Here is a 20,998-nt window from a genome sequence, read left to right on the forward strand (position 1 = left end):
GATTTCTTGGGAAGGCATCTCGGGTTATCAGCCCCGCATGCACCACGCCGACTCCAATCCGCTCGCCCATGATCACAACTTCCTGAGCGCCTCGCACGACGCCCATGACCGGAGCACGCGTTATGTCGTTGCCTTGACCGCCGCGATGATGGTGGTCGAGATCGTCGCTGGCCTGTGGACCGGATCGATGGCGCTTCTAGCCGATGGTATCCACATGGCGACCCATGCAGGTGCCTTGGGCGTCGCGGCCTTCGCCTACTGGTTTGCCAGGCGCCATGCGAACAACCCGCGTTTCACATTCGGTACCGGCAAGGTGGGCGACCTCGCCGGCTTCGCGAGCGCGCTTGTCCTCGCCATCTTCGCAATCGGGATCGCGGTTGAATCGGCTCAAAGGTTCGTCAGCCCGCTCACGATTGCCTATACCGAGGCGATCTGGATCGCCGTGCTCGGCCTTGTGGTGAACCTCGCGAGTGCCTGGCTGCTTGGTGCCGATCATCACCATGGGCATGATCACGACCATCATCATCACCACCACCATGCGCATGCCGATAACAATCTGCGCTCCGCCTATTTCCACGTGCTTGCCGATGCCCTGACCTCGGTCCTGGCTATCGTGGCCCTTCTCGCCAGCATGTACCTCGGCTGGGCATGGATGGACGCGGCAATGGGGCTGGTGGGTGCATTCGTGATCGGGCGCTGGTCATGGTCACTGCTGCGCGATACCGCTGCCGTGCTTGTGGACGCCGAAGCGGCCTCTCAACGGTACACAGAGGTGCGCGAGGCGCTCGAGGACCGGGACGCCGCGATCGGCGATCTGCACATCTGGCGGATCGGCCCTGGCAAGTATGCGGTCATCGCCTCGCTCATCGCCGGTGATCCGCTCGCGCCCGACCATTATGCGAGCCGACTTTCAGAGCATGCGGAATATGTGCACGTCACGATCGAAGTGCATCGCTGTGAGCATCCCCATCCCGAGCTTCGCGCAGCCTGATCGTCCCGTTCTTGCAAGGCCGAAACAGTATTCGAGGACTGTTATACTGTAACAAACGACTTATACTTCATTGTATTACGGAGCTTGCAATCTTGATCCGGTTTGCTAGGAGCCGTCGGAATCCATGACCACAAGCTATCGTCGCCTTGTCCTGCATCCTTTTGTCGTCCTGCTCATGCTGGTCGCGATGGTGTTCGTGACCGCGGCGGATGCTGCTGCTTGCGGCGCCGAAGTGGCGCCCGGAAGCACGCCCGTTCTGGCTTCGCTCGACAGCGCGTCCGCGTCATCCGCAGCTACCGACGAAGTTCCGGGTGATTCGGATGCGCCGACCGAGCAACACGGCATGTGTGGGCACGGCCATTGTCATCATGGGGCAAGCTTTGCCAGCACCGTGCAGAAGGATTCGGTCCCTCATTTGGTTGTGGTTCCCGATGCGCCTCCCTCCGAGGCGCTCGCTTCCGACATTACCGACCGACTGAAGCGCCCTCCTCGCGCCTGACGACCGTCACCGCGCTGCATGCCGCAGCGCAGTTCGGATTGTCAGCAGAGGAATTTTCGGAAAATGTTAGCCATTCATTGGCGAGGAGTCCTCCTTGGAGGGCTGTTCCTCGCCGCTCATGCCACGACCGTGGCGGCGCAGGAGCGTGAGCTTCTGACGCTCGAAGACGCGCTGAGCCGCTCAGGTGTCACGGGCGAAGTCGATGAAATCTCCGCGAACCCGCGTATGGTGGGACCGCGCGCCGAAGCGGATGCCGCTCGCTCGCTCGTCGGACAGGCGCGTCTCCGACCGAACCCCGAAGTTTCGTTCGAGGTCGAGAATATCGCCGGAAGCGGCGCTTTTTCCGGACTGCGGGCTACCGAATACACGCTTGCGGTGGGGCAGCGCCTTGAACTTGGCAACAAGCGGGGGACCCGGGTCGAAGCTGCCCGGGCGCAAGCACAGCTTGCAAACCTTCGCGCCGACCTGTCCGATGTCGAACTCGGCTACCTCGTCCGCGAGCGATATGTCGCAGCGGCGGCCGCTGCATCGCGCGTGGAACTGGCCCGCGATGTGGTCGAACGGAACGAAGAGCTCGCTCGCATTGCAGGACTGCTGGTCGAAGTAGGCCGTGAGCCACCTTTGCGCGCCTTGCGTGCAGAGGCGGCTCTGGCAGAGGCGCGCGCCGAATTGCAAGCGTCTCAAGCGGCCAGTCTCGCGGCGCGCACTGCTCTCGCGTCTCTCTGGGGCGTTCAGGACGTGCCCCCTGTAGTCCCGGCGGACTTTCCGGACATCCGGCCACCTGGAGTTGCACTGGCTGCGGCGAGAGGGCTCCAGTTGCGGGTGGCGCGCGCCGAAAGCAGGGCTGCTGCGGCAGATATTGATCGTGAGCGCAGCTTGCGCGTTCCCGATCCGGTCGTCTCGGCCGGTGTGCGCCGTTTCGAAGAAAGCAACGACAACGCATTCCTTGTAGGCGTCTCGATCCCGCTTCCGTTCAGCAATCGCAATCAGGGCAATATCGCGGCTGCAGAAGCGAGGCTTCGCGCCGCAAATGCACGCGAGGCCGTGGCACTGGCGGATTTTGAACAATCGGTAACCCGGGCGCGGGCGCAGTATCTCGCTGCTGAGGCGCGCGTCGAAACGCTTTCCCGGACATCGCTGCCCCAGGCCGAAGAGGCGCTGCGGCTTGTCCGCATCGGCTACCGCAACGGCCGCTTTCCGTTGATCGAGGTGTTGAGCGCTGCCGAAGCGCGCGATGCAATTCGTGAAGCCCTGATCGCTGCCCAGCAGGACCGGGGGCAGGCTGCTGCTGAATTGATCCGGCTGGCCGCACAATGAGGAATATTCAAATGAACCGCAAGAAACTGGCGATCATCGCCGGAATCGTCATTTTCGCTACAGCTTTGCTTCTGATGCTTTGGCCTGACAGTGAAGTCGATACCGGTGGCGTCGAAGAAGCAGCCGAAACAGAATTGCCGGAGGGCCTCGTTCTGATCGGCGAAGAACAGATTCGGGCTGCCGAAATTGTAATCGGTACAGTACGTTATGGTGCATCCGTCGACCTGGTATTTCCGGCCACGGTAGCCGCTAGTCCGACCGCAAGTGCGCGTATCGATGCGCGCGCATCGGGTGTGGTACGCACTGTGGGCAAGACGCTTGGTGATTATGTCCGCCAGGGCGAGACTGTTGCACGGATTGAAAGCGCCGATGCTGCTGCGCTCGCCTCGCAGCTCAGTGCAGCTCGTGCTCGCGTGACCGAACTGTCGTCGGCATTTGATCGTGAACATCGCCTTTTCGAGGCGAATGTTACCGCACGGCAGGATCTGGAAGCCGCGCGCGCCAATCTCGATGTCGCCCGTTCCGAATTGAACCGGGCCCAGGCCGCGGTCAGCGCTGCCGGGGTAAGCGGTGACGGTCGCTCGCTCGCCGTCACCAGTCCCCTATCCGGACGCGTGACGGCTGCGCCAATCGTACTTGGCTCCTTCGTCGATGCCGGCGAGGAACTGTATCAGGTCGTCAATCCGAACGGTCTCCAGGTCGAAGTCGCGCTACCGTCGGAAGATGCCTCGCGCATCCAGCCCGGCGATGAGGCAGCACTGATTGTTGGCGATGGTCGCGAGATCGGCGCGCGCGTACGCTCTGTCACGCCTTCGCTCGATCCTGAAAGCCGAAGCGCGACAGCTGTCCTCAGCATCTCGCGCGCTGTTCCAGGTCTTCAGCCTGGCTCGTTCCTTCAGGCTCGCATCCGCCCTTCGGGAGAAGTGGATCAGACCCTTATCGCGGTTCCTGAAGATGCCGTGCAGGTGCTTGAGGGCCGCGATGTGGTGTTCGTCCGGACTCGCCGCGGGTTTCAGGCGCGCGAGGTGGAAACGGGCAGCCGATCCGCCGGGATGGTGACGATCCTGTCCGGCCTCGAAACGGGTCAGCGTATCGCGACCGCCAATGCCTTCCTGCTGAAAGCCGAGCTCGAAAAGGAGGGCGCAGAACATGGCCATTGATCAAACGTCGTCCCATTCGGACGAGAATAGCCATCACCATGGCCTGATCGGGATGATCCTCGATGTTGCCGTGCGATTCCGCTGGGCGATTATCGTCCTCACCATTTTCGCGGCAATCTATGGCGCATTCAATCTGTTGCGCCTGCCGATCGACGCGGTGCCGGATATCACCAACACACAGGTGCAGATCAATACCAGCGCGGCTGCGCTTTCGCCTTCTCAGGTGGAGACGCAGGTGACCTTTCCAATCGAAACCGGGCTTGCCGGGATCGAGGGATTGGAGATGACCCGATCGATTTCGCGCAACGGCTTCAGCCAGGTCACCGCCATCTTCGAGGAAGGCACCGACATCTACTTTGCTCGCCAACAGGTGAACGAACGTCTCGCGCCGATCGGCGCCTCGCTGCCTGAAGGGGCGGAGCCGACCATGGGGCCAATTTCCACCGGGCTTGGCGAAGTGCTCATGTATACAATCGAATACGAGCATCCCGGCGGCAAGGGAGCGACCACAGGCGGCCGGACTGGGTGGCAGAGAGATGGCAGCTTCATAACCGAGCGCGGCGACCGGCTGGAAAGCGAGGTCGCCAAGGCTGCCTATCTGCGTACTGTGCAGGACTGGGTCGTGGCACCCCTCATGCGTTCGATCGACGGCGTGGCCGGGGTCGATTCAATCGGCGGTTTCGAGAAGCAATTCCTCGTTCAGCCCGATCCGGCACGGCTTACAGGCTACGGCCTGTCTTTCGACTCCCTGATCAATGCGCTCGAGGCCGCCAATCTCGCGGCGGGCGCCAATTTCGTGGACCGGGCCGATGAAGCCCTGCTCGTTCGCGTCGATGCGCGACTGGGCGGAATCGCCGATATCGAGGAGGCTGTCGTCGCGACGCGCGAGGGTGTGCCCATCCGCATCGGCGATGTAGCGAATGTCGAAATCGGGGGCGATCTGCGCACGGGGGCTGCTTCGCTGAATGGCGACGAAGCGGTCGTCGGCACTGTGTTGATGCGCAGCGGTGAGAACAGCCGCACCGTATCGGCTCAGGCGGCAGACCGACTGGAAGAGGTGCGCGCATCGCTACCCGACGGCGTGGTGGCAGAAATTGTCTATAACCGCTCTTCGCTTGTCGATGCGACGATCGCCACGGTCGAAAAAAACCTGGTCGAGGGCGCCTTGCTGGTTATCGCGGTGCTGTTCCTCCTGCTCGGCAATATCCGGGCCGCCATTATCGCGGCCCTGGTCATCCCGATCTCGATGCTGATGGCGGCCATCGGCATGAACAGGCTGGGCGTCTCGGGCAATTTGATGAGCCTCGGCGCGCTCGACTTCGGCCTGATCGTCGATGGCGCGGTGATCATCGTCGAGAACAGTGTCGCGCGGCTTGCCACGCGCCAGCATCGCGAAGGCCGGCTGCTCAGCCTGGGCGAACGCCTTACCGAGACGCGGCTTGCCGCGCAGGAGATGATCAAGCCGACGGTCTACGGACAGGCAATCATTTTGCTGGTCTATGCGCCGCTGCTCACCTTCACCGGGGTCGAGGGCAAGACGTTTTCGCCAATGGCGATTACGGTCATGCTCGCGCTGGCTTCGGCCTTTGTGCTGTCACTCACCTTCGTGCCCGCGATGATTGCGGTCCTGCTTAACAAGAAGCTGACCGAGAAGGAGGTGAAACCGATCCGTATGGCAAAGGATCGCTACGGTCCCGCTATTCGCAAGACCATTGCGCGTCCTTGGCCGGTTATCGGTGCTGGTGCTGGCCTGTTTGCTGTCGCGGCAATAATGTTCGGCTTTCTTGGCAGTGAGTTCACTCCCCAGCTCGACGAGCGCGACATAGCGGTGCAATCGCTTCGGATTCCTTCGACCTCACTCGAACGATCCTTGGCGATGCAGCGGCGGGTCGAAGACAGGCTCGAGGAGTTTCCGCAGGTCGAGCTGGTCTTCTCGCGAACCGGTACGGCAGAAGTCGCCAGCGATCCCATGCCGCCCAACGCATCGGATGCCTATGTCATTCTGAAACCGCGTGAGGAGTGGCCAGACCCGGATTTGCCAAAGGATGAACTCGTTGGCGAGATGGAGAGTGCACTTGGCGGTCTTGTCGGGAACCTGTACGAGTTCAGTCAGCCTATCGAACTACGTTTCAACGAACTGATCGCAGGCGTACGCGGCGATGTGGCGGTCAAGCTGTACGGCGACGATCTCACCGCACTGACCGAAGCGGCGGGCGACGTTGCAGGCGTACTTCGCGGTGTCGAGGGTGCGGCCGATGTAAAGGTGCAGCAGGTGACGGGCTTTCCGACGCTCGACATCGCTTTCGATCGTCCCACCATCGCGCGGTACGGTCTCACGGTCGAGGACGTGGCGCAATCCGTTGCCATCGCCCTTGGCGGCCGACCGGCGGGCCTGGTGTTCGAAGGCGACCGCCGCTTCGATGTCGTCGTACGCTTGGCAGACGCAACGCGCGACGATTTCGACCAGCTAGGAGCCCTGCCGATCGTCCTCGAAAACGGCGTCACGGTTCCGCTGCGAACGCTGGCCGATTTTGAGGTCGTCGATGGTCTCGCCGAAGTCCGGCGCGAACAGGGTCGCCGGCTCGTCATCGTTTCCGCCAACGTCCGCGAACGCGATCTCGGTTCCTTTGTCGAAGAAGCGCAGGAAGGTGTTTCGGCCCAGGTCGATCTGCCCCCTGCCTCCTTCATCGAGTGGGGCGGGCAGTATCAGAACCTGCAGGAAGCGCAGGCTCGGCTCGCGATCGTGGTGCCCATCTGCTTCGCCGTTGTCCTGCTCCTGCTGTACATGGCGCTTGGTGGATGGGTTCCGGCCCTGGCGGTGTTCAGCGCCATCCCGATGGCCTTGGCGGGCGGTGTGTTTGCCCTCGTGTTGAGAGGCATGCCCTTCTCGGTATCGGCGGCGGTCGGCTTTATTGCCCTGTCGGGTGTGGCTGTGCTCAACGGTCTCGTCATGATGACCGCGATCCGGCAGCGTCTTGAAAGTGGTATGCCACTTGATGACGCGATCGCAGATGGCGCGCTCGCGCGCCTGCGACCGGTGTTGATGACCGCGCTGGTGGCCTCACTCGGCTTTGTACCCATGGCTCTTGCAACCGGAACAGGGGCCGAAGTGCAGCGTCCTTTGGCTACGGTCGTCATTGGCGGCCTGATCACTGCGACCGCACTCACGCTGTTCGTCCTTCCCGCGATCGCGCGGCTCGTACTGCACAGTTCCGACGACGAGCGAAGCTGGCGCGAGAAGTGGTGGGACCGTCTGCGTCGCAATGTGACGAGCGATGAAGAGCGCGAACTGAAGGACATCGCATGACCGATCGGGAAAGGAGAATACGGTGCTGGCACTGAAGGAAGAGAACGGACTGCTCTGGATACGCGCCGGAGGCAGGCTGGAGGATGAAGACTATAACCGCTTTGTTCCCCAATTCGAACGTATCGCGGAGCGCGAGGCCGGCACCGTCCCGATGGTAATCGAGCTCGCGCCTGATTTTTCGGGCTGGGACCTCGGAGGTCTCTGGCGCGATCTCAAGTTCGACGTCCGGCATAAGGATTGTTTCGGCCGGATCGCCATAATCGGTGACAGCAAATGGGAAGAGTGGGGCACGGAGATGTCATCGTCGCTCTTCCGCGCCGAAATGAAGTTCTTCCAACCATCACAGCGTAGTCATGCCGAAAGCTGGGTACGAACCGGGGAGGACGCAGCATGAGTGGCGGTCATGAGGTCGATGTCGGGTCGCCTGAAAAGCGCAAGACCCTGTGGGTTGTCCTGTGGCTTAACGTGGCCATCGCGATCGGCTTTTTCGCGGTCGGGTATTTTGCCGATTCCAACGCGCTGTTGGCAAACGGCCTCGATAATTCATCGGATGCAATCGTCTATGCGCTCAGCCTGCTTGCGCTAACCCGCTCGCGGACCTGGAAGCGCGGAGCCGCGCGCTTCTCCGGCATCATGCTGCTGATCTTCTCTGCTGGGGTCATTTTCGATGCTTACCGTCGGTTCGTGGAAGGTTCCGATCCGGGCGGCATGCTGATGATGGCGATGGCGTTCGTCGCGGGATTGGTGAATCTCTACTGCCTGCGCCTGTTGCAGAAGATGGAGAACAAGGACGTCAATATGCGGGCGGCGACAACGTTCAGCTTCAACGACTTCATCTCCAATGGCGGGATCATCATCGCCGGCATCGTTGTGCTGATTACCGGTGCCAACTGGCCCGATCTGGTGGTCGGAATAGCGGTCGCCTGCATAGCGCTCTACGGCGGAGTGCAGATCCTGCGCGATACGCATATGGATGTGCATGAGGAGGCGGGGACCGTCCACGGCGAGAAAAGGAATTGACGCTATTCGATACTTTGTTTGCCGCGCAGGACCTTTCGCGGGTCCTTGTCCTGGCGATGCTAGCAGGCATCGGGGTCATGATTGGCGGCAAATTGGCGAAAGGCAATTGGAACTTCCTGCATCCGCTCCTGCCAGGCGGCGTTTCGGGTGCCTTTACAGCCCTTGCCGTCTTGCTAACTCTTCCGCTGGGACAATCCCCTCTCACCCGCTGGGCACTCACTGGTTTGATGCTGGCGGGCGGGCTGCTACTTCTGCTTTTCAGCGAGCTTGGCCGATACGCAAGACTCAGACGGGGTGATGACGGACCCGAGCGATGTTTCGATAGGCCAACCCTGGTTCGTCGCATCTCGGTGTCGATTGCGTTCGAAATCCTGCCTTACAGCGTTCTCTTGGGTGCTGCCGCTGCGGCATCCGCGACGACAGCAGTGGCGGTGTCTGCAGCGCTTGTTTTTGCGAACCTGGAAATAGGACGCCAGGCGATCGATGAATACCGATCCGCCCAAGTGAGCAGGATGGACCAGCTTGCGCTACTTGTCCTCTTTTCCCTGCTTTTCATCGGCATCGCTCTCTTGACCTTTTGGGCGCTGCACGGATTCACCGACAGCGGGCGAGGTTGGCTAGCGGCTATTATCCCGGGCTTTCTTATAGTTGCATCGGCGCGCGCGCTGCTTCGCATGGGAACCGGATCGGTCGCCGCCAATCACATGACGCTCCCGGCATTTGTCGGAGGATTCGCCCTGCTCGGCCTCGCGATCTCGGCGCTTGGAGAACTGTCGCGCGAACTCGATGTTTCGAACAGCACGTTCCAGCATTCCCCCGCGCAGTCCGTTACGACGACCAAGAGAAGAGAAAAAGGAGGCAGGTAATGGCACAATCCGGCGGTCATGCCGGGCACAGTCACGGCGAAGAGAACATGAGCGACGGCCGCCTTGTATTGGCCGTCGCCCTCAACGTCCTGCTGACTGTTGCCCAGATCATCGGGGGGATATTGTCGGGTTCGCTCGCACTGATCGCCGATGCGCTGCACAACTTCAGCGACGCGGCATCGCTTGGACTGGCTCTGTTTGCGAGGCGGATCGGGCGCCGGCCAGCCGACAAGCTTATGACCTTCGGCTATGCTCGTGCGGAAGTCGTGGCAGCTCTCATCAATCTGACGACTTTGCTTATCATCGGCTTCTATCTGCTCGTCGAGGCGATCAACCGTTTCGCAGACCCTCAACCCGTTGAGGGGTGGACCGTAATCTGGGTCGCCGGGATAGCGTTGGTGATCGACGTGGTTACGGCGGTGATGGTCTACGCCAGCTCGAAAAACTCCCTCAACATGAAAGCCGCCTTTCTGCACAATGTGTCCGATGCGCTGGCTTCGGTCGGTGTGATCGTGGCTGGCGTACTCATTCTGCGATACGAACTTTATATCGCCGATCTGATCATCACCGTGGTCATTGCTGCCTATGTGATCTGGCAAGGCGTCACTTTGTTGCCTCGCACGGTGCGGCTCTTGATGGGTGCGGTGCCGGACGAAAGCGAGTTCGATCGCATTGTGTGCGACCTGCGTGACACAGAAGGCGTGGCCGACGTCCATCACGTCCATATCTGGAGCATCAGCGAGCATTATCGCGCGCTTGAGGCGCATATCGTTCCTGCCGAATCTTCGTTGCAGGCTTTCGAGGATGTGAAGGCGCGGGCTCGCGGTATGCTCGAGACGCAGCACGCCATCGCCCATGCAACGTTCGAAGCCTGTCTCGCTGCGGACTGTGATCCGGACATGATCCCGGACCATCAGGTCGAGAAGAACCATCACCATGACCACGACCATTGACAAGCGCGGCGATCGGGTCGGTCGCTGTGGGCAAGCAGCTTGGCAGCGCACGGCATGAACCGCCCTGCAACTCGTAAAATGAGGACCAACGAATGAAAGCATCCGATCTCATGGTCGCCGCACTCGAAGCCGAGGGAGTCGAATATGTTTTCGCCGTTCCAGGCGAAGAGAACCTGGATCTCCTGGAATCGCTGCGAACTTCCGCCATCACGCTGGTTCTGGCCCGTCACGAACAGGGCGCTGGCTTCATGGCGGCGACCTATGGCCGCCTGACCGGCAAGGCAGGTGTGTGCCTGGCAACGCTCGGGCCTGGTGCCACGAACCTGACCACACCGGCGGCCTATGCCGCGCTCGGGGCCTTTCCGCTCGTCATTATTACCGGGCAGAAACCGATCAAGACCTCGAAACAGGCCCAGTTCCAGATTGTCGACGTCGTTTCCCTGTTTACGCCGCTCTGCAAGGCTTCGACCCAGATCGTGAACGGCAATCGCATTCCCTCGCTCGTTCGCGAAGGGTTCCGTCTGGCGCAGGAAGAAAGACCCGGAGCCGTCCTCCTGGAACTGCCCGAAGATATCGCTGAAGAGGAAACGATCGAACCGGTCATACCGCCGCATGACAGGCGTTATGCGGTCGCCGGAGATGCTGCGCTCGACGAAGCGGCCCGGCGTATTCTTGCTGCGGAACGGCCCTTGCTATTGATCGGAGCTGGAGCGAACCGCCGCCGCGCTTCGAAAGCGTTGCGCAAATTCGTGTCTGATACCGGCTTTCCCTTCTTCGACACCCAGATGGGCAAGGGCGTGGTCGATGAAGATAGCGAACTCTATCTGGGCACTGCGGCGCTATCGTCGGGCGATTATGTTCACTGCGCGATCGAGAAGGCCGATCTGATCGTCAATATCGGTCACGACGTGGTGGAGAAGCCGCCCTTCTTCATGGAGCCGGACGGTCAGACCGTCATCCATATCAATTACAAGGCGGCTGAAGTCGATCAGGTCTACTTCCCGCAGCTCGAAGTCATCGGCGACATCGCCGGATCGGTCGAGCGGCTGGGAAGCCGCCTCGATGGCAAGCTGCAGTGCGACCGCAGCTATTATACCGCCCTGCATCACGAGATTGCTTCGCACATCTCCGAGACCAGCGACGACGAACGTTTTCCGATGGTCCCCCAGCGCGTGGTTGCCGACGTACGCAGCGTAATGGCGCGCGATGATATCGTTGCGCTCGACAACGGCATCTACAAGATCTGGTTCGCCAGAAACTACATCGCCCACGAGCCTGGCACCATCCTGCTCGACAATGCATTGGCGACGATGGGCGCGGGCCTTCCATCGGCCATGATGGCTGCGATGCTGGCGCCGGGGCGCAGAGTGCTCGCGGTATGCGGCGATGGCGGGTTCATGATGAACTCGCAGGAACTGGAAACGGCCGTCAGGCTTGGACTGAACCTTGTCGTTCTCGTTCTGAATGATGCAGCATACGGGATGATCCGCTGGAAGCAGGACCAGCTTGGCTTTCCGGACTACGGCCTGACCTTTTCCAATCCCGACTTTGTCACCTACGCACAAAGCTATGGAGCGACCGGCCACCGTGTCGAGCGAAGCGCGGATCTGGTTTCGGTCCTGAACGCCGCATTCGAGGCTGGCGGCGTGCACCTTGTCGACCTGCCCGTCGATTATTCCGAAAACAAGAAGGTGCTGATCGACGAACTCGGCGCAAAGGTGTGCGAGCTATGAAAACGATCGTTCACAATCCCTTCGACCGCTCGCCGATTGCAGAAGTAGCGCTTGTCGACTGGGCTCAAATCGATGAATGGCTGAATGAAGCGCAGTTGCTCCACCGCGACCGCCATGGCTGGCTTGCCGTGCACGAGCGTATCGCCATCCTCCGGCGGGCTGCGGATATCATGCGCGAACGAGCCGAGGATCTGGCTCTCCAGATCGTCAGGGAGGGCGGCAAACCCCTGGTCGATGCGCGCGTGGAAGCCAGTCGCGCAATCAACAGCGTCGACTTGTGCGTTCAGGCGCTCAGCGATGGCGGCGGTCACAAGATCCCCATGGACCTGACAGAAGCGGGTGCGGGAAGGACGGCATATACATTCCGCGAACCGATCGGTCCTGTCGTGGCGATCTCGGCATTCAATCACCCCCTCAACCTGATCGTCCATCAGGTTGGACCGGCGGTAGCAGCCGGGTGCCCCGTTCTCATCAAGCCTGCGCTGGAAACGCCTCTGTCATGCCAGAGCTTCGTGAGCATTCTTCATGAAGCCGGCCTGCCCGAGGCCTGGTGCCGGTTCGCACCTTGCGGCAACGATATTGCCGAAAGAATGGTAACCGATCCGCGCACGGAGTTCTTCTCATTCATCGGTTCTGCGAAGATCGGCTGGATGCTTCGCTCGAAGCTGGCGCCGGGAACCCGCATTGCTCTCGAGCACGGCGGCGCGGCGCCGGTAATCGTGGACAGCGGCGTGGAGCGCGCAGCAGTGATCGCCTCGTTGCTCAAAGGCGGGTTCTATCATTCGGGTCAGGTCTGCGTTTCCGTGCAGCGCGTGTACGTCCCTGCTGCAGAATTGAAAGACTTCGCTCATGACCTAAGGCGAGCTGCCGAAAAGCTGGTAGTGGGCGATCCCGCCGATGCTGAGACCCAATGCGGACCCCTGATCCGAACGGAGGAAGTTGACCGCGTCGAACGCTGGGTCGATGAAGCCATCGCAGCAGGAGGCACCCTGGTGTGCGGGGGAAGCCGTCTGAGTGACACTCTTTTCTCCCCGACCGTCATTGTCGATCCTCCCGAAAGTGCCAAGATATCCCGGGAAGAAATCTTCGGCCCCGTGATCTGCGTGTATGGCTATGACGATATCGACCTGGCTATCGAGCAGGCCAATGCCCTGCCTTACGCCTTTCAGGCCGCTGTATTCAGCGATCGGCTGTCAATCGCCAATCATTGCATACAGTCTCTGGCGGGATCGGCTGTGATGGTGAACGACCATACGGCATTCCGCGTGGACTGGATGCCTTTTGCAGGGCTGCGCCGCTCCGGGCTTGGCGTCGGCGGGATCCCCTACACTATGGCGGATATGAGCATTGAAAAAATGGCCGTCTGGAACTGGCCTGCGGCGGCATCATAGCCCGTTCGACAGACCCGGGATGGCGACACGGGCAGCTTCGCACTCGTCGGCCTTTCCCGAAGTTAAGTCTCTTATGGGCGGCCGACAAAAGCCGTGCATTGGCGAGCCTGACCGAACTGGCGCACGAGGCGCGGACATCAAGGCTCGGCGGTACCCGCAAGTGCATCGATGATGCGGCAATCGCCTACAGTGTCTTGCTCGCAGGCAGCGATCATACGCCCAAGTTCCGTCCGCAACGCCTCCAGGCTCGCGATCTTGCGCTCGACCTCGCCGAGATGGCTTCTGGCCAGAGCGTCGATGCCCGCGCAGGACCGGTCGGCATCATCGGAGAGATCGAGCAATTCCCTGATGCGTGCCATGGAGAAGCCGAGATCACGCGCGCGCCGTATGAAGTTAAGGCGCGCTTCCTCTGCTGGTCCATAATCGCGATAATTGGCCCGCGTGCGTGGAGGGGCAGCGAGGATACCCTCACGCTCGTAGAAGCGGATTGTTTCGGATTTGACGCCGGTTATCCGGGCAAGTTGACCAATTCTCATGACAAAGGCTCCTGCCGCTTGACCTTGTAGTTACTACAAGGTGCATAGGGCGGATCGACGCAAGGAGTCGAGTAAATGGGAAAGACCTGCTGCGGCCCCGATGAGGCCGGTGCAAACAACAACGATCCGACATGGCGGCGCATTCTGTGGATCGCACTGGGCCTTAATGCAATCATGTTCGGCGTGGAGATCGTGGCAGGCATTGCTGCGGATTCGCGCGCCTTGCAGGCCGACGCGCTCGACTTTCTCGGTGATGCGGCAAACTATGCTATCAGTCTCGGTGTAGCGGGGATGGCGCTCGTCTGGCGCGCGCGTGCGGCTCTCGTAAAGGCGGCGACCATGCTGGCTTTCGGCCTGTGGGTGCTCGGCTCGGCCATCTGGGGTTTCTTTGTCGGGGCGTCGCCCGACCCGGGAACGATGGGCGCCATCGGTTCTCTTGCTCTGGCGGTAAATCTCGCCGTCGCCGCGATGCTGTTCCGGTATCGCTCGGGCGATGCGAACATGCGCTCGGTGTGGATCTGTTCGCGCAACGACGCGATCGGTAATATCGCCGTGCTGGCGGCAGCGATTGGCGTTTTCGGCACCGGCCGTGCGTGGCCCGATCTGGTTGTGGCGAGCATCATGGCAGGACTGGCGGTGTGGGGAAGTGCCGAAGTCTCCAAACAGGCCCGTGGCGAACTGCGCTCTACCTAAACTCCAGAATATCCCCGCGATCGGGGGTTGGAGGAAATACATTTCCGTCTACACCCTGCTATTGCGGATTAATTGCAACAGATATAGAGACCCCTCATGCATCGCATCGTCTCCGCCACCGTCCATCCGGCACTGCGGCTCATTCTGCTGGCGCTTGCGCTGTGTCTGTCCGTCACCGCGAACGCGGAAGAACCCGACGTGCGAACCACCTGGCGTCTGCTCGATTATATCGCGGTCGACTACGCCTCCGCCGTTTCCGAGGGACGTGTTGCCGACGAATTCGAATATCGCGAAATGGTGGAGTTTTCCGATGTCGTGGCGCGGCAGATCGCTGCATTGCCGGATACTAAAGACAATCAAGCACTCATCCGCCGATCGGACCAGCTGCGAGCTCTGATCGCCAATAAGGAACCCGCCGAGCGAGTTGGGCGCTTAGCGCGCGCGCTGGCAGCCTCGTTGCTGACAGCCTACCCGGTTCCGCTTGCCCCTTCGCAAGCGCCCGACCTTGACCGCGCCCGCACTCTCTTCGCGCAGAACTGCGCCTCGTGTCACGGCGCCGCCGGAAGTGCGCCACCGGCCGCAATGCAGGCACTTGATCCCCCGCCGATCGACTTCACCGATATCGACCGGGCGCGGCAGCGCAGTGCGTTCGGGCTTTACCAGGTCATCACGCAAGGGCTGGAAGGAACGTCCATGGCCAGCTTCGCATCGCTGTCCGACGAGGATCGCTGGGCGCTTGCATTCCATGCCGGCAGCATTGCTTTTGAAGATGTGGCCAAGGGCGAGCGTATTTGGCGGGAAGATGATGGCATACGCCAGCTTGTCCCCGATCTCGAGACGCTCGCCGCGCTCACACCGGAAAGTCTGGCCGAGCAGATCGGCGAGGACCGTGCGCTCGCCGTCATGGCCTATCTTCGCGCCAATCCCGATGCGGTGGGACAGGCAAATGACGCAGGTTCGCTCGCCTTCGTTCGCGATACGCTCGATCGCAGCCTGTCAGCTTATCGGGCTGGCAACCGAGAGGAAGCGCGGCAGCTTGCCCTGTCTGCCTATCTCGACGGGTTTGAACCCCTGGAGGCCCTCCTGGCAACGCGCGATGGCGGTTTGATGCGGGAGGTAGAACAGGCGCTCGGGCAATTCCGGGCCGGAATAGAGTCCGGTGCGAATCCATCCGAACTACAGCAACTAAGGGCTCGCATCGATAGTCTGCTGGCAAGAGCCGAGGAAGCGTTGGCTCCTGAGGCGGCCAGCGAAATCTCGACCTTTCTCGGGGCGTTCACCATTCTCCTGCGCGAGGGGATCGAAGCAATTCTGGTTGTGATCGCCATGATCGCCTTTGTGAAAAAGTCGCAGCGCTCCGAGGTATTGCCCTATATCCATGGTGGGTGGATCGCTGCTCTTTTCGCAGGTGTCGCCACCTGGGTCGTAGCAACCTACTTCGTAAGCATCAGCGGGGCGAGCCGCGAGATGACCGAAGGGATCGGCGCGCTGCTTGCGGCTGTCATTCTCGTATCGGTCGGGATCTGGATGCATGGCAAATCCCAGGCCGAGGAATGGCGGCGCTATATCCAGGAAAAAATGGGCAAGGCGCTTTCGCGCGGATCGGCATGGTTTCTCTTTGGTCTTGCCTTCGTGGTCGTCTACCGGGAAGCGTTCGAGACTATCCTGTTCTACGCTGCCCTGTGGAACCCGCAGAGCAGCGGCATCATACTGGCAGGTGCCTTGTCCGCAGTAGCGCTGCTGGCGCTCATTGCTTGGGCCATGCTGCGCTACAGCCGCAAACTGCCGATCACCCAGTTCTTCCGCTATAGTGCTATCCTGATTGCGATCCTTGCGGTCATTCTCGCGGGCAAGGGCGTGGGCGCTTTCCAGGAGGCCGGAGTTCTTTCCGCCACTTTCATTGCCGGCTTGCCGCGCCTCGCCGAACTCGGCTTCTTCCCGACTGTCGAGACGATCGGCGCGCAATTGCTCACGCTGCTGGCCCTGATTGCCGGATTTCGGGTAAGTCGATCACCATCGGGACCGCAGCCGGCAGCTGTCGAGGGATAGGAGATCCCGGTTTGCGATCAGCGGGGTCCGGTGCCGAGACGGCGCGCGAGCCACAAGGTGGCCGTGGGAACCGCGACCCACATCACGATCGGTACCAGGCCGATTTTGGTCCCGGGCACAAGCGGCATGATTGCACTATAGGACCACCCCCAGTCGGCACCGACAGCCAGCACTTCGACCATGGCAGTAATGGCCAGGCCGATTCCCAGGAACACGACAAAACGCGAGATCGGCCAGTCTACGAGCCACGGCGTTTTACCACTGCCGACAGAGGCGCCGAGATAAGCGGCCACCATGATCCCGGCATCGCCGAACGAGGCCAGGCCGCAGCGACGTGCTGCCTCGGCAGGCGACAGACCTCCCGACTGGTAGAAAGGAAGCTGGAGCATCTCCCAGGCGAAAGCGATGAGAATTCCGAATATCGCGATCCAGAGGGCTGGATGAGCACCGCGCCATTCGCGCGATTCCTCAGAGATTTGGTCCTGATCCTGCATCGTCTGATTCGTCACTCCTGCGATCTCCGTCCCGTCCCCATCGCTCAGGTATCGAATTTGGGAAGAGCGAGGCCGCGCAGGCGCAGGGCGTTGCCGATCACCGATACCGAAGACAGGCTCATCGCTGCGGCCGCGATCATCGGGTTCAAAAGCAACCCGGTCCATGGATAGAGGACACCTGCTGCGACCGGTATGCCGAGCGCATTATACGCAAAGGCAAAGAACAGGTTCTGCCTGATGTTGCGCATAGTGGCCCGAGACAGGACGAGCGCCTGAACAACGCCGACGAGGTCGCCGCGCACCAATGTCACGCCCGCGCTTTCGATCGCGACATCGGTACCCGTTCCCATCGCGATGCCGACATGCGAAGCGGCAAGCGCGGGTGCGTCGTTTATGCCGTCGCCGGCCATAGCGACCCGGCGACCCTCGCTCTTCAACTGCTCGATCTTGCGATGTTTGTCCTCGGGCGAGACGTTCGCTTCGACTTCGTCGATACCGACCTGGCTTGCTACCGCACGCGCGGTGGCTTCGCTGTCGCCGGTAAGCATCACGATCTTGATGCCGCGCTCATGCAACGCGGCAATAGCGGTGCGGCTGGTTGCCTTGATCGGATCGGCGACCGCGATAAGGCCTGCCGGTGCCCCGTCCACGGCCACGAACATCACCGTCTGTCCGAGGCTTCGGCCTTCGTCCGCCGTTGACCGCCAGCCTTCTTCGAGCGCCCCTATACGCTCCATCATCTTTTCATTCCCGATCGCGACCAGGCGCTTGTCGACATTTGCCTGGATACCTTCGCCGGTCACGGATTCGATATCGGAAGCGTCGAGAATGGCAGCGCCCCTGTTTTGAGCCCCTTCCACGATCGCGTGGGCGAGCGGATGCTCGCTTCCTCTCTCAACGGCAGCGACAAGGCTCAGCAATTCCTGCTCGTCGAAATCTGACTGCGGTTTTACGTCGACAAGATCGGGCTTGCCCCGGGTCAGTGTGCCGGTCTTGTCGACAACCAGCGTATCGATCTTTTCCAGCGTTTCGAGCGCTTCGGCGTTCTTGATCAGGATGCCGTGCTGGGCTCCCTTGCCGGTGCCGGTCATGATCGACATTGGCGTCGCCAGTCCGAGCGCGCAGGGACAGGCGATGATCAGAACGGCGACCGCGTTGACGAGCGCGTAGGCAAGGGCCGGTGCCGGTCCCCAGATGGCCCAGACGACAAAACTCACGATAGCGACAAGGACGACGATGGGCACGAACCATCCGGTGACCTGGTCGGCGAGCCGCTGGATCGGTGCCCGGCTGCGCTGCGCCTCCGCCACCATCTGCACGATCTTCGAGAGCATGGTGTCCGCGCCGACCTGCGTCGCGCGCATGGTGAAGCTGCCGATCTGGTTGACAGTGCCCCCGATTACCTGATCGCCCGCGCTTTTCTTGACGGGAATGGGCTCGCCACTGATCATGGATTCGTCGATGGCACTGCTTCCATCCTCGAGCGTGCCATCGACGGGGACCTTGTCGCCCGGACGCACGCGCAGAAGGTCCCCAGACGTCAATTCATCAAGCGGAACTTCGCGCTCGTCCCCGCGACCGAAGATCTTCATCGCGGTCGGGGGCGCGAGCTCGAGAAGCGCCCGCAAGGCGCTCGATGTGGATCCGCGCGCCTTGAGTTCGAGCACCTGCCCGAGCAGCACGAGGGTCGTGATAACCGCTGCTGCCTCGTAATAGACGCCGACCCGGCCCGCATGATCGCGGAAAGCCTCGGGAAAGATGTCCGGGGCGAGGGTTGCCACAAGGCTGAACAGATAAGCGATGGCAACGCCGAAGCCGATCAGGGTGAACATGTTGAGGTTCATGGTTCGGACTGATTGCAGCGCGCGGGTGAAGAAGGGCCAGCCGCCCCAAAGCACCACCGGAGTGGCCAGCAGAAGCTGCAGCCACTGCGCGGAAGCGGGTTCGATGATCTGATCGAACGGTCGCGACGGGATCATGTCGCCCATCGCATAAGCGAAGAGCGGCAGGGTGAAGAGCGCGCTCCACCAGAACCTTCGCCGCATGTCGACCAGTTCGGGATCGGGACCCTCGTTCAAGGTGACCGTTTCGGGTTCGAGGGCCATCCCGCATATCGGGCAGGAGCCCGGCCCCGGCTGCCGGATCTCCGGATGCATCGGACAGGTGTATATCGTACCTTCCGGGACATCCTCGACAGCATCGAGGTGCGCCTTTGAAAGATACATCTCCGGATCCGCGCGGAACTTGTCGAGGCAGCGCGAGGAGCAGAAGTAATGGTCGCCACCCTTGTGTCGATCGATGAAGCGGGCGCCGTCCATCTTCACGCTCATTCCGCAAACGGGGTCGGTCGCCGTACCCTCGATCGCATTGTGCCCATCGCTCATCTGTCGTTCTCCCCTAACTGGCCGTGACCACGAACTGCCCCATCATGCCTGCGTCCTCGTGCTCGAGGATATGACAGTGATACATGTAGGGAGTGTCGGGATCGGTATTCTCTTCGAACCGTAGCAGCAGCCTGACCTGTTCACGCGGGTTGACGATAACGGTGTCCTTGAAGCCCGCCTCTTCCGCCCGCGGAGGCCGGCCGTCCCGGTCGAGCAAGCGGAACTGCACGTTATGAATATGAAAGGGATGCGCCATCATCGATGCGTTGGCGATTTCCCATATTTCCCACTGACCCACCGGTACGCGCTGATTGATGACATCCATGTCCATGGTCTGGCCGTTGATCGACATACCCCGACCCATCATGCCCATATCGAGTACGAAACGGCGGCTGCGAACGGCGAGCGAGGGGTCTGGCGCGGCTAGCGCGGCGAGGGTGGGCGGGAGCATCACTGGAGTCGACGAGCCGGAGGGGCGCATATCGAGGATGGAAAATGTGCGGCCCTGCCTCTCGCGACCGGTCCGGTTTCCCATCATTCCGCCGCCCATCATACCCCCGCCTTGCCCGCCCATCATGCCCATGGCGTTAGCAGGGCTGCTGGCAATCAGCCGGAGCGGGCGCCCTTCGGAAAGATCGACGATCACTTGTGCGCGTTCGCCTGGGGCAAGGGTAAGACTGCGAACCTCGCTTGGCGCGGCAAGCAGGCCGCCATCGCTTGCGATGAGTTGCATCGGACGATCACCTTCGAGCGAGAAGGTGTAGAACCGCGCATTCGATCCATTGAGAAGCCGCAGGCGCAGCGGACCGGCGGCGGCCTCGAAAACGGCATTGGCCGTTCCGTTCACATAGATGCGCTCACCCATCACCCCCATCATCCGCGAGTGCATGTCGAGCGGGTAAACAAGGCGGCCCGAGCTGTCGATCACGCGATCCTGCACGACGAGCGGTATGTCATCTACACCGTACCGGCTCGGCAGATCGAGGCGATCCTCTTCCTCGTCGCGCACGTAGATCGGGGCAGCAAGTCCGGTATAGACCTGTGGTCCGGCCCGGCGATGCAGATGCGAATGATACCAGTATAACGAAGCGCGCTGGCGTATTTCGAAGGACGGGCTCCAGCGCTCGCCGGGCCGCACGAGCTGGTGCGGTCCGCCATCCGCTGTGGCGGGAAGTTCGAAACCATGCCAGTGGACAGTCGCGTCCTCGGCAAGCTTGTTGTCGATCTGAAAGCGAACCTGTTCGCCGCGGCGCATTTCGAGGGTGGGCCCGAGATAGGATGCATCGATGCCGATTGTCGGAGACGGAGTGTCGGACACGAATTCTTTCTCGCCAGGTGTGAGGGAGAGGCGAAAGACACGCTCGCCCCGTTCGATCGTTCCGGCCTGTAGCCGAGGTATGGCAAGAGGTTTGCTTGCACCTGATCGATCGAGCGACATCCTGCTTTGCGTATCGCAGCCCAGCAGCGGCAGCGCCGCGAAACCCGTCGCCGCGAGACCGGCGCTCTTCATGAAATCGCGCCGATCCTGAAAGTTGGGCCTGTCGATATCGGGCATATTCACCTGTTTTTGCGTGGGAGGCACCGGCGCAACCGAGCGCCTCCCAC

Annotated in this window: 17 protein-coding genes; 14 read left to right on the forward strand and 3 right to left on the reverse strand. The window is 61.3% G+C overall.

Translation table 11 applies throughout. The annotated features are described in order from the left end of the window. Positions 1-37 precede the first annotated feature (37 nt). The 14 genes from dmeF to GQO94_RS19250 all read left to right on the forward strand — a co-directional run bounded on the left by dmeF (position 38) and on the right by GQO94_RS19250 (position 16,515). Complete coding sequence (dmeF, locus tag GQO94_RS19185; protein ID WP_156843012.1) at positions 38-991, forward strand: CDF family Co(II)/Ni(II) efflux transporter DmeF; 954 nt, start codon at positions 38-40, stop codon at positions 989-991. Between the two features lie 124 nt (positions 992-1,115). After that, positions 1,116-1,490, forward strand: coding sequence for a hypothetical protein (locus tag GQO94_RS19190; protein WP_156843013.1), 375 nt, complete (start codon positions 1,116-1,118; stop codon positions 1,488-1,490). Positions 1,491-1,553: 63 nt separating this feature from the next. Then, positions 1,554-2,807 (forward strand): TolC family protein, encoded by a 1,254-nt coding sequence (locus tag GQO94_RS19195; protein ID WP_156843014.1) that lies wholly within the window; start codon positions 1,554-1,556, stop codon positions 2,805-2,807. Positions 2,808-2,818: 11 nt separating this feature from the next. Next, positions 2,819-3,967: an efflux RND transporter periplasmic adaptor subunit gene (locus tag GQO94_RS19200; protein ID WP_156843015.1), complete on the forward strand. Its 1,149-nt coding sequence runs from the start codon at positions 2,819-2,821 to the stop codon at positions 3,965-3,967. A 43-nt stretch (positions 3,968-4,010) separates the two neighbouring features. Continuing rightward, complete coding sequence (locus GQO94_RS19205; protein ID WP_156843026.1) at positions 4,011-7,274, forward strand: efflux RND transporter permease subunit; 3,264 nt, start codon at positions 4,011-4,013, stop codon at positions 7,272-7,274. A 22-nt stretch (positions 7,275-7,296) separates the two neighbouring features. After that, positions 7,297-7,668, forward strand: coding sequence for a SpoIIAA family protein (locus tag GQO94_RS19210; RefSeq protein ID WP_156843016.1), 372 nt, complete (start codon positions 7,297-7,299; stop codon positions 7,666-7,668). Then, positions 7,665-8,294: a cation transporter gene (locus GQO94_RS19215; RefSeq protein ID WP_156843017.1), complete on the forward strand. Its 630-nt coding sequence runs from the start codon at positions 7,665-7,667 to the stop codon at positions 8,292-8,294. Before GQO94_RS19210 ends, GQO94_RS19215 begins: the two co-directional genes overlap by 4 nt. Further along, complete coding sequence (locus tag GQO94_RS19220; protein WP_156843018.1) at positions 8,291-9,160, forward strand: hypothetical protein; 870 nt, start codon at positions 8,291-8,293, stop codon at positions 9,158-9,160. Before GQO94_RS19215 ends, GQO94_RS19220 begins: the two co-directional genes overlap by 4 nt. Further along, on the forward strand, positions 9,160-10,113 hold the full coding sequence (locus GQO94_RS19225) for a cation diffusion facilitator family transporter (RefSeq protein ID WP_156843019.1): 954 nt from the start codon (positions 9,160-9,162) through the stop codon (positions 10,111-10,113). Before GQO94_RS19220 ends, GQO94_RS19225 begins: the two co-directional genes overlap by 1 nt. 92 nt (positions 10,114-10,205) lie before the next feature. Further along, complete coding sequence (locus tag GQO94_RS19230) at positions 10,206-11,846, forward strand: acetolactate synthase large subunit (RefSeq protein ID WP_156843020.1); 1,641 nt, start codon at positions 10,206-10,208, stop codon at positions 11,844-11,846. Continuing rightward, positions 11,843-13,237, forward strand: a complete 1,395-nt coding sequence (locus tag GQO94_RS19235) for an aldehyde dehydrogenase family protein (RefSeq protein ID WP_156843021.1) — start codon at positions 11,843-11,845, stop codon at positions 13,235-13,237. The genes GQO94_RS19230 and GQO94_RS19235 overlap by 4 nt, the downstream gene beginning before the upstream one ends. A 98-nt stretch (positions 13,238-13,335) precedes the next feature. Continuing rightward, positions 13,336-13,803 (forward strand): hypothetical protein, encoded by a 468-nt coding sequence (locus GQO94_RS21530; protein WP_054522850.1) that lies wholly within the window; start codon positions 13,336-13,338, stop codon positions 13,801-13,803. Positions 13,804-13,848: 45 nt separating this feature from the next. Next, complete coding sequence (locus GQO94_RS19245) at positions 13,849-14,466, forward strand: cation transporter (RefSeq protein ID WP_010240550.1); 618 nt, start codon at positions 13,849-13,851, stop codon at positions 14,464-14,466. Positions 14,467-14,562: 96 nt separating this feature from the next. Then, complete coding sequence (locus GQO94_RS19250; RefSeq protein WP_156843022.1) at positions 14,563-16,515, forward strand: cytochrome c/FTR1 family iron permease; 1,953 nt, start codon at positions 14,563-14,565, stop codon at positions 16,513-16,515. Positions 16,516-16,532: 17 nt separating this feature from the next. Here GQO94_RS19250 and GQO94_RS19255 read toward each other — a convergent pair whose 3' ends face one another. From GQO94_RS19255 to GQO94_RS19265, 3 genes are read right to left on the reverse strand one after another with little or no spacing between them, the layout of a single operon-like run. Next, complete coding sequence (locus GQO94_RS19255) at positions 16,533-17,009, reverse strand: hypothetical protein (protein WP_054523304.1); 477 nt, start codon at positions 17,007-17,009, stop codon at positions 16,533-16,535. 44 nt (positions 17,010-17,053) lie between these two features. Continuing rightward, a complete protein-coding gene (locus GQO94_RS19260) occupies positions 17,054-19,393 on the reverse strand; it encodes a heavy metal translocating P-type ATPase (protein ID WP_156843023.1) in 2,340 nt (779 codons plus the stop codon). Between the two features lie 13 nt (positions 19,394-19,406). After that, positions 19,407-20,948 carry a multicopper oxidase family protein gene (locus GQO94_RS19265; RefSeq protein ID WP_156843024.1) on the reverse strand — a complete coding sequence of 514 codons (1,542 nt, stop codon included), beginning with the start codon at positions 20,946-20,948 and terminating at the stop codon, positions 19,407-19,409. Positions 20,949-20,998 lie beyond the last annotated feature (50 nt).

It is taken from the genome of Novosphingobium aquimarinum (assembly GCF_009746585.1).
Classification (GTDB): domain Bacteria; phylum Pseudomonadota; class Alphaproteobacteria; order Sphingomonadales; family Sphingomonadaceae; genus Novosphingobium; species Novosphingobium aquimarinum.

Bases quoted from the DNA above. Each gene is read 5' to 3' on its own strand.
- GQO94_RS19230 (WP_156843020.1), top strand. From the start codon at position 10,206: ATGAAAGCATCCGATCTCATGGTCGCCGCACTCGAAGCCGAGGGAGTC.
- dmeF (WP_156843012.1), top strand. From the start codon at position 38: ATGCACCACGCCGACTCCAATCCGCTCGCCCATGATCACAACTTCCTG.
- GQO94_RS19235 (WP_156843021.1), top strand. From the start codon at position 11,843: ATGAAAACGATCGTTCACAATCCCTTCGACCGCTCGCCGATTGCAGAA.
- GQO94_RS19200 (WP_156843015.1), top strand. From the start codon at position 2,819: ATGAACCGCAAGAAACTGGCGATCATCGCCGGAATCGTCATTTTCGCT.
- GQO94_RS19260 (WP_156843023.1), bottom strand. From the start codon at position 19,393: ATGAGCGATGGGCACAATGCGATCGAGGGTACGGCGACCGACCCCGTT.
- GQO94_RS19225 (WP_156843019.1), top strand. From the start codon at position 9,160: ATGGCACAATCCGGCGGTCATGCCGGGCACAGTCACGGCGAAGAGAAC.
- GQO94_RS19250 (WP_156843022.1), top strand. From the start codon at position 14,563: ATGCATCGCATCGTCTCCGCCACCGTCCATCCGGCACTGCGGCTCATT.
- GQO94_RS19190 (WP_156843013.1), top strand. From the start codon at position 1,116: ATGACCACAAGCTATCGTCGCCTTGTCCTGCATCCTTTTGTCGTCCTG.
- GQO94_RS19245 (WP_010240550.1), top strand. From the start codon at position 13,849: ATGGGAAAGACCTGCTGCGGCCCCGATGAGGCCGGTGCAAACAACAAC.
- GQO94_RS19215 (WP_156843017.1), top strand. From the start codon at position 7,665: ATGAGTGGCGGTCATGAGGTCGATGTCGGGTCGCCTGAAAAGCGCAAG.
- GQO94_RS19265 (WP_156843024.1), bottom strand. From the start codon at position 20,948: ATGCCCGATATCGACAGGCCCAACTTTCAGGATCGGCGCGATTTCATG.
- GQO94_RS19255 (WP_054523304.1), bottom strand. From the start codon at position 17,009: ATGCAGGATCAGGACCAAATCTCTGAGGAATCGCGCGAATGGCGCGGT.
- GQO94_RS19195 (WP_156843014.1), top strand. From the start codon at position 1,554: ATGTTAGCCATTCATTGGCGAGGAGTCCTCCTTGGAGGGCTGTTCCTC.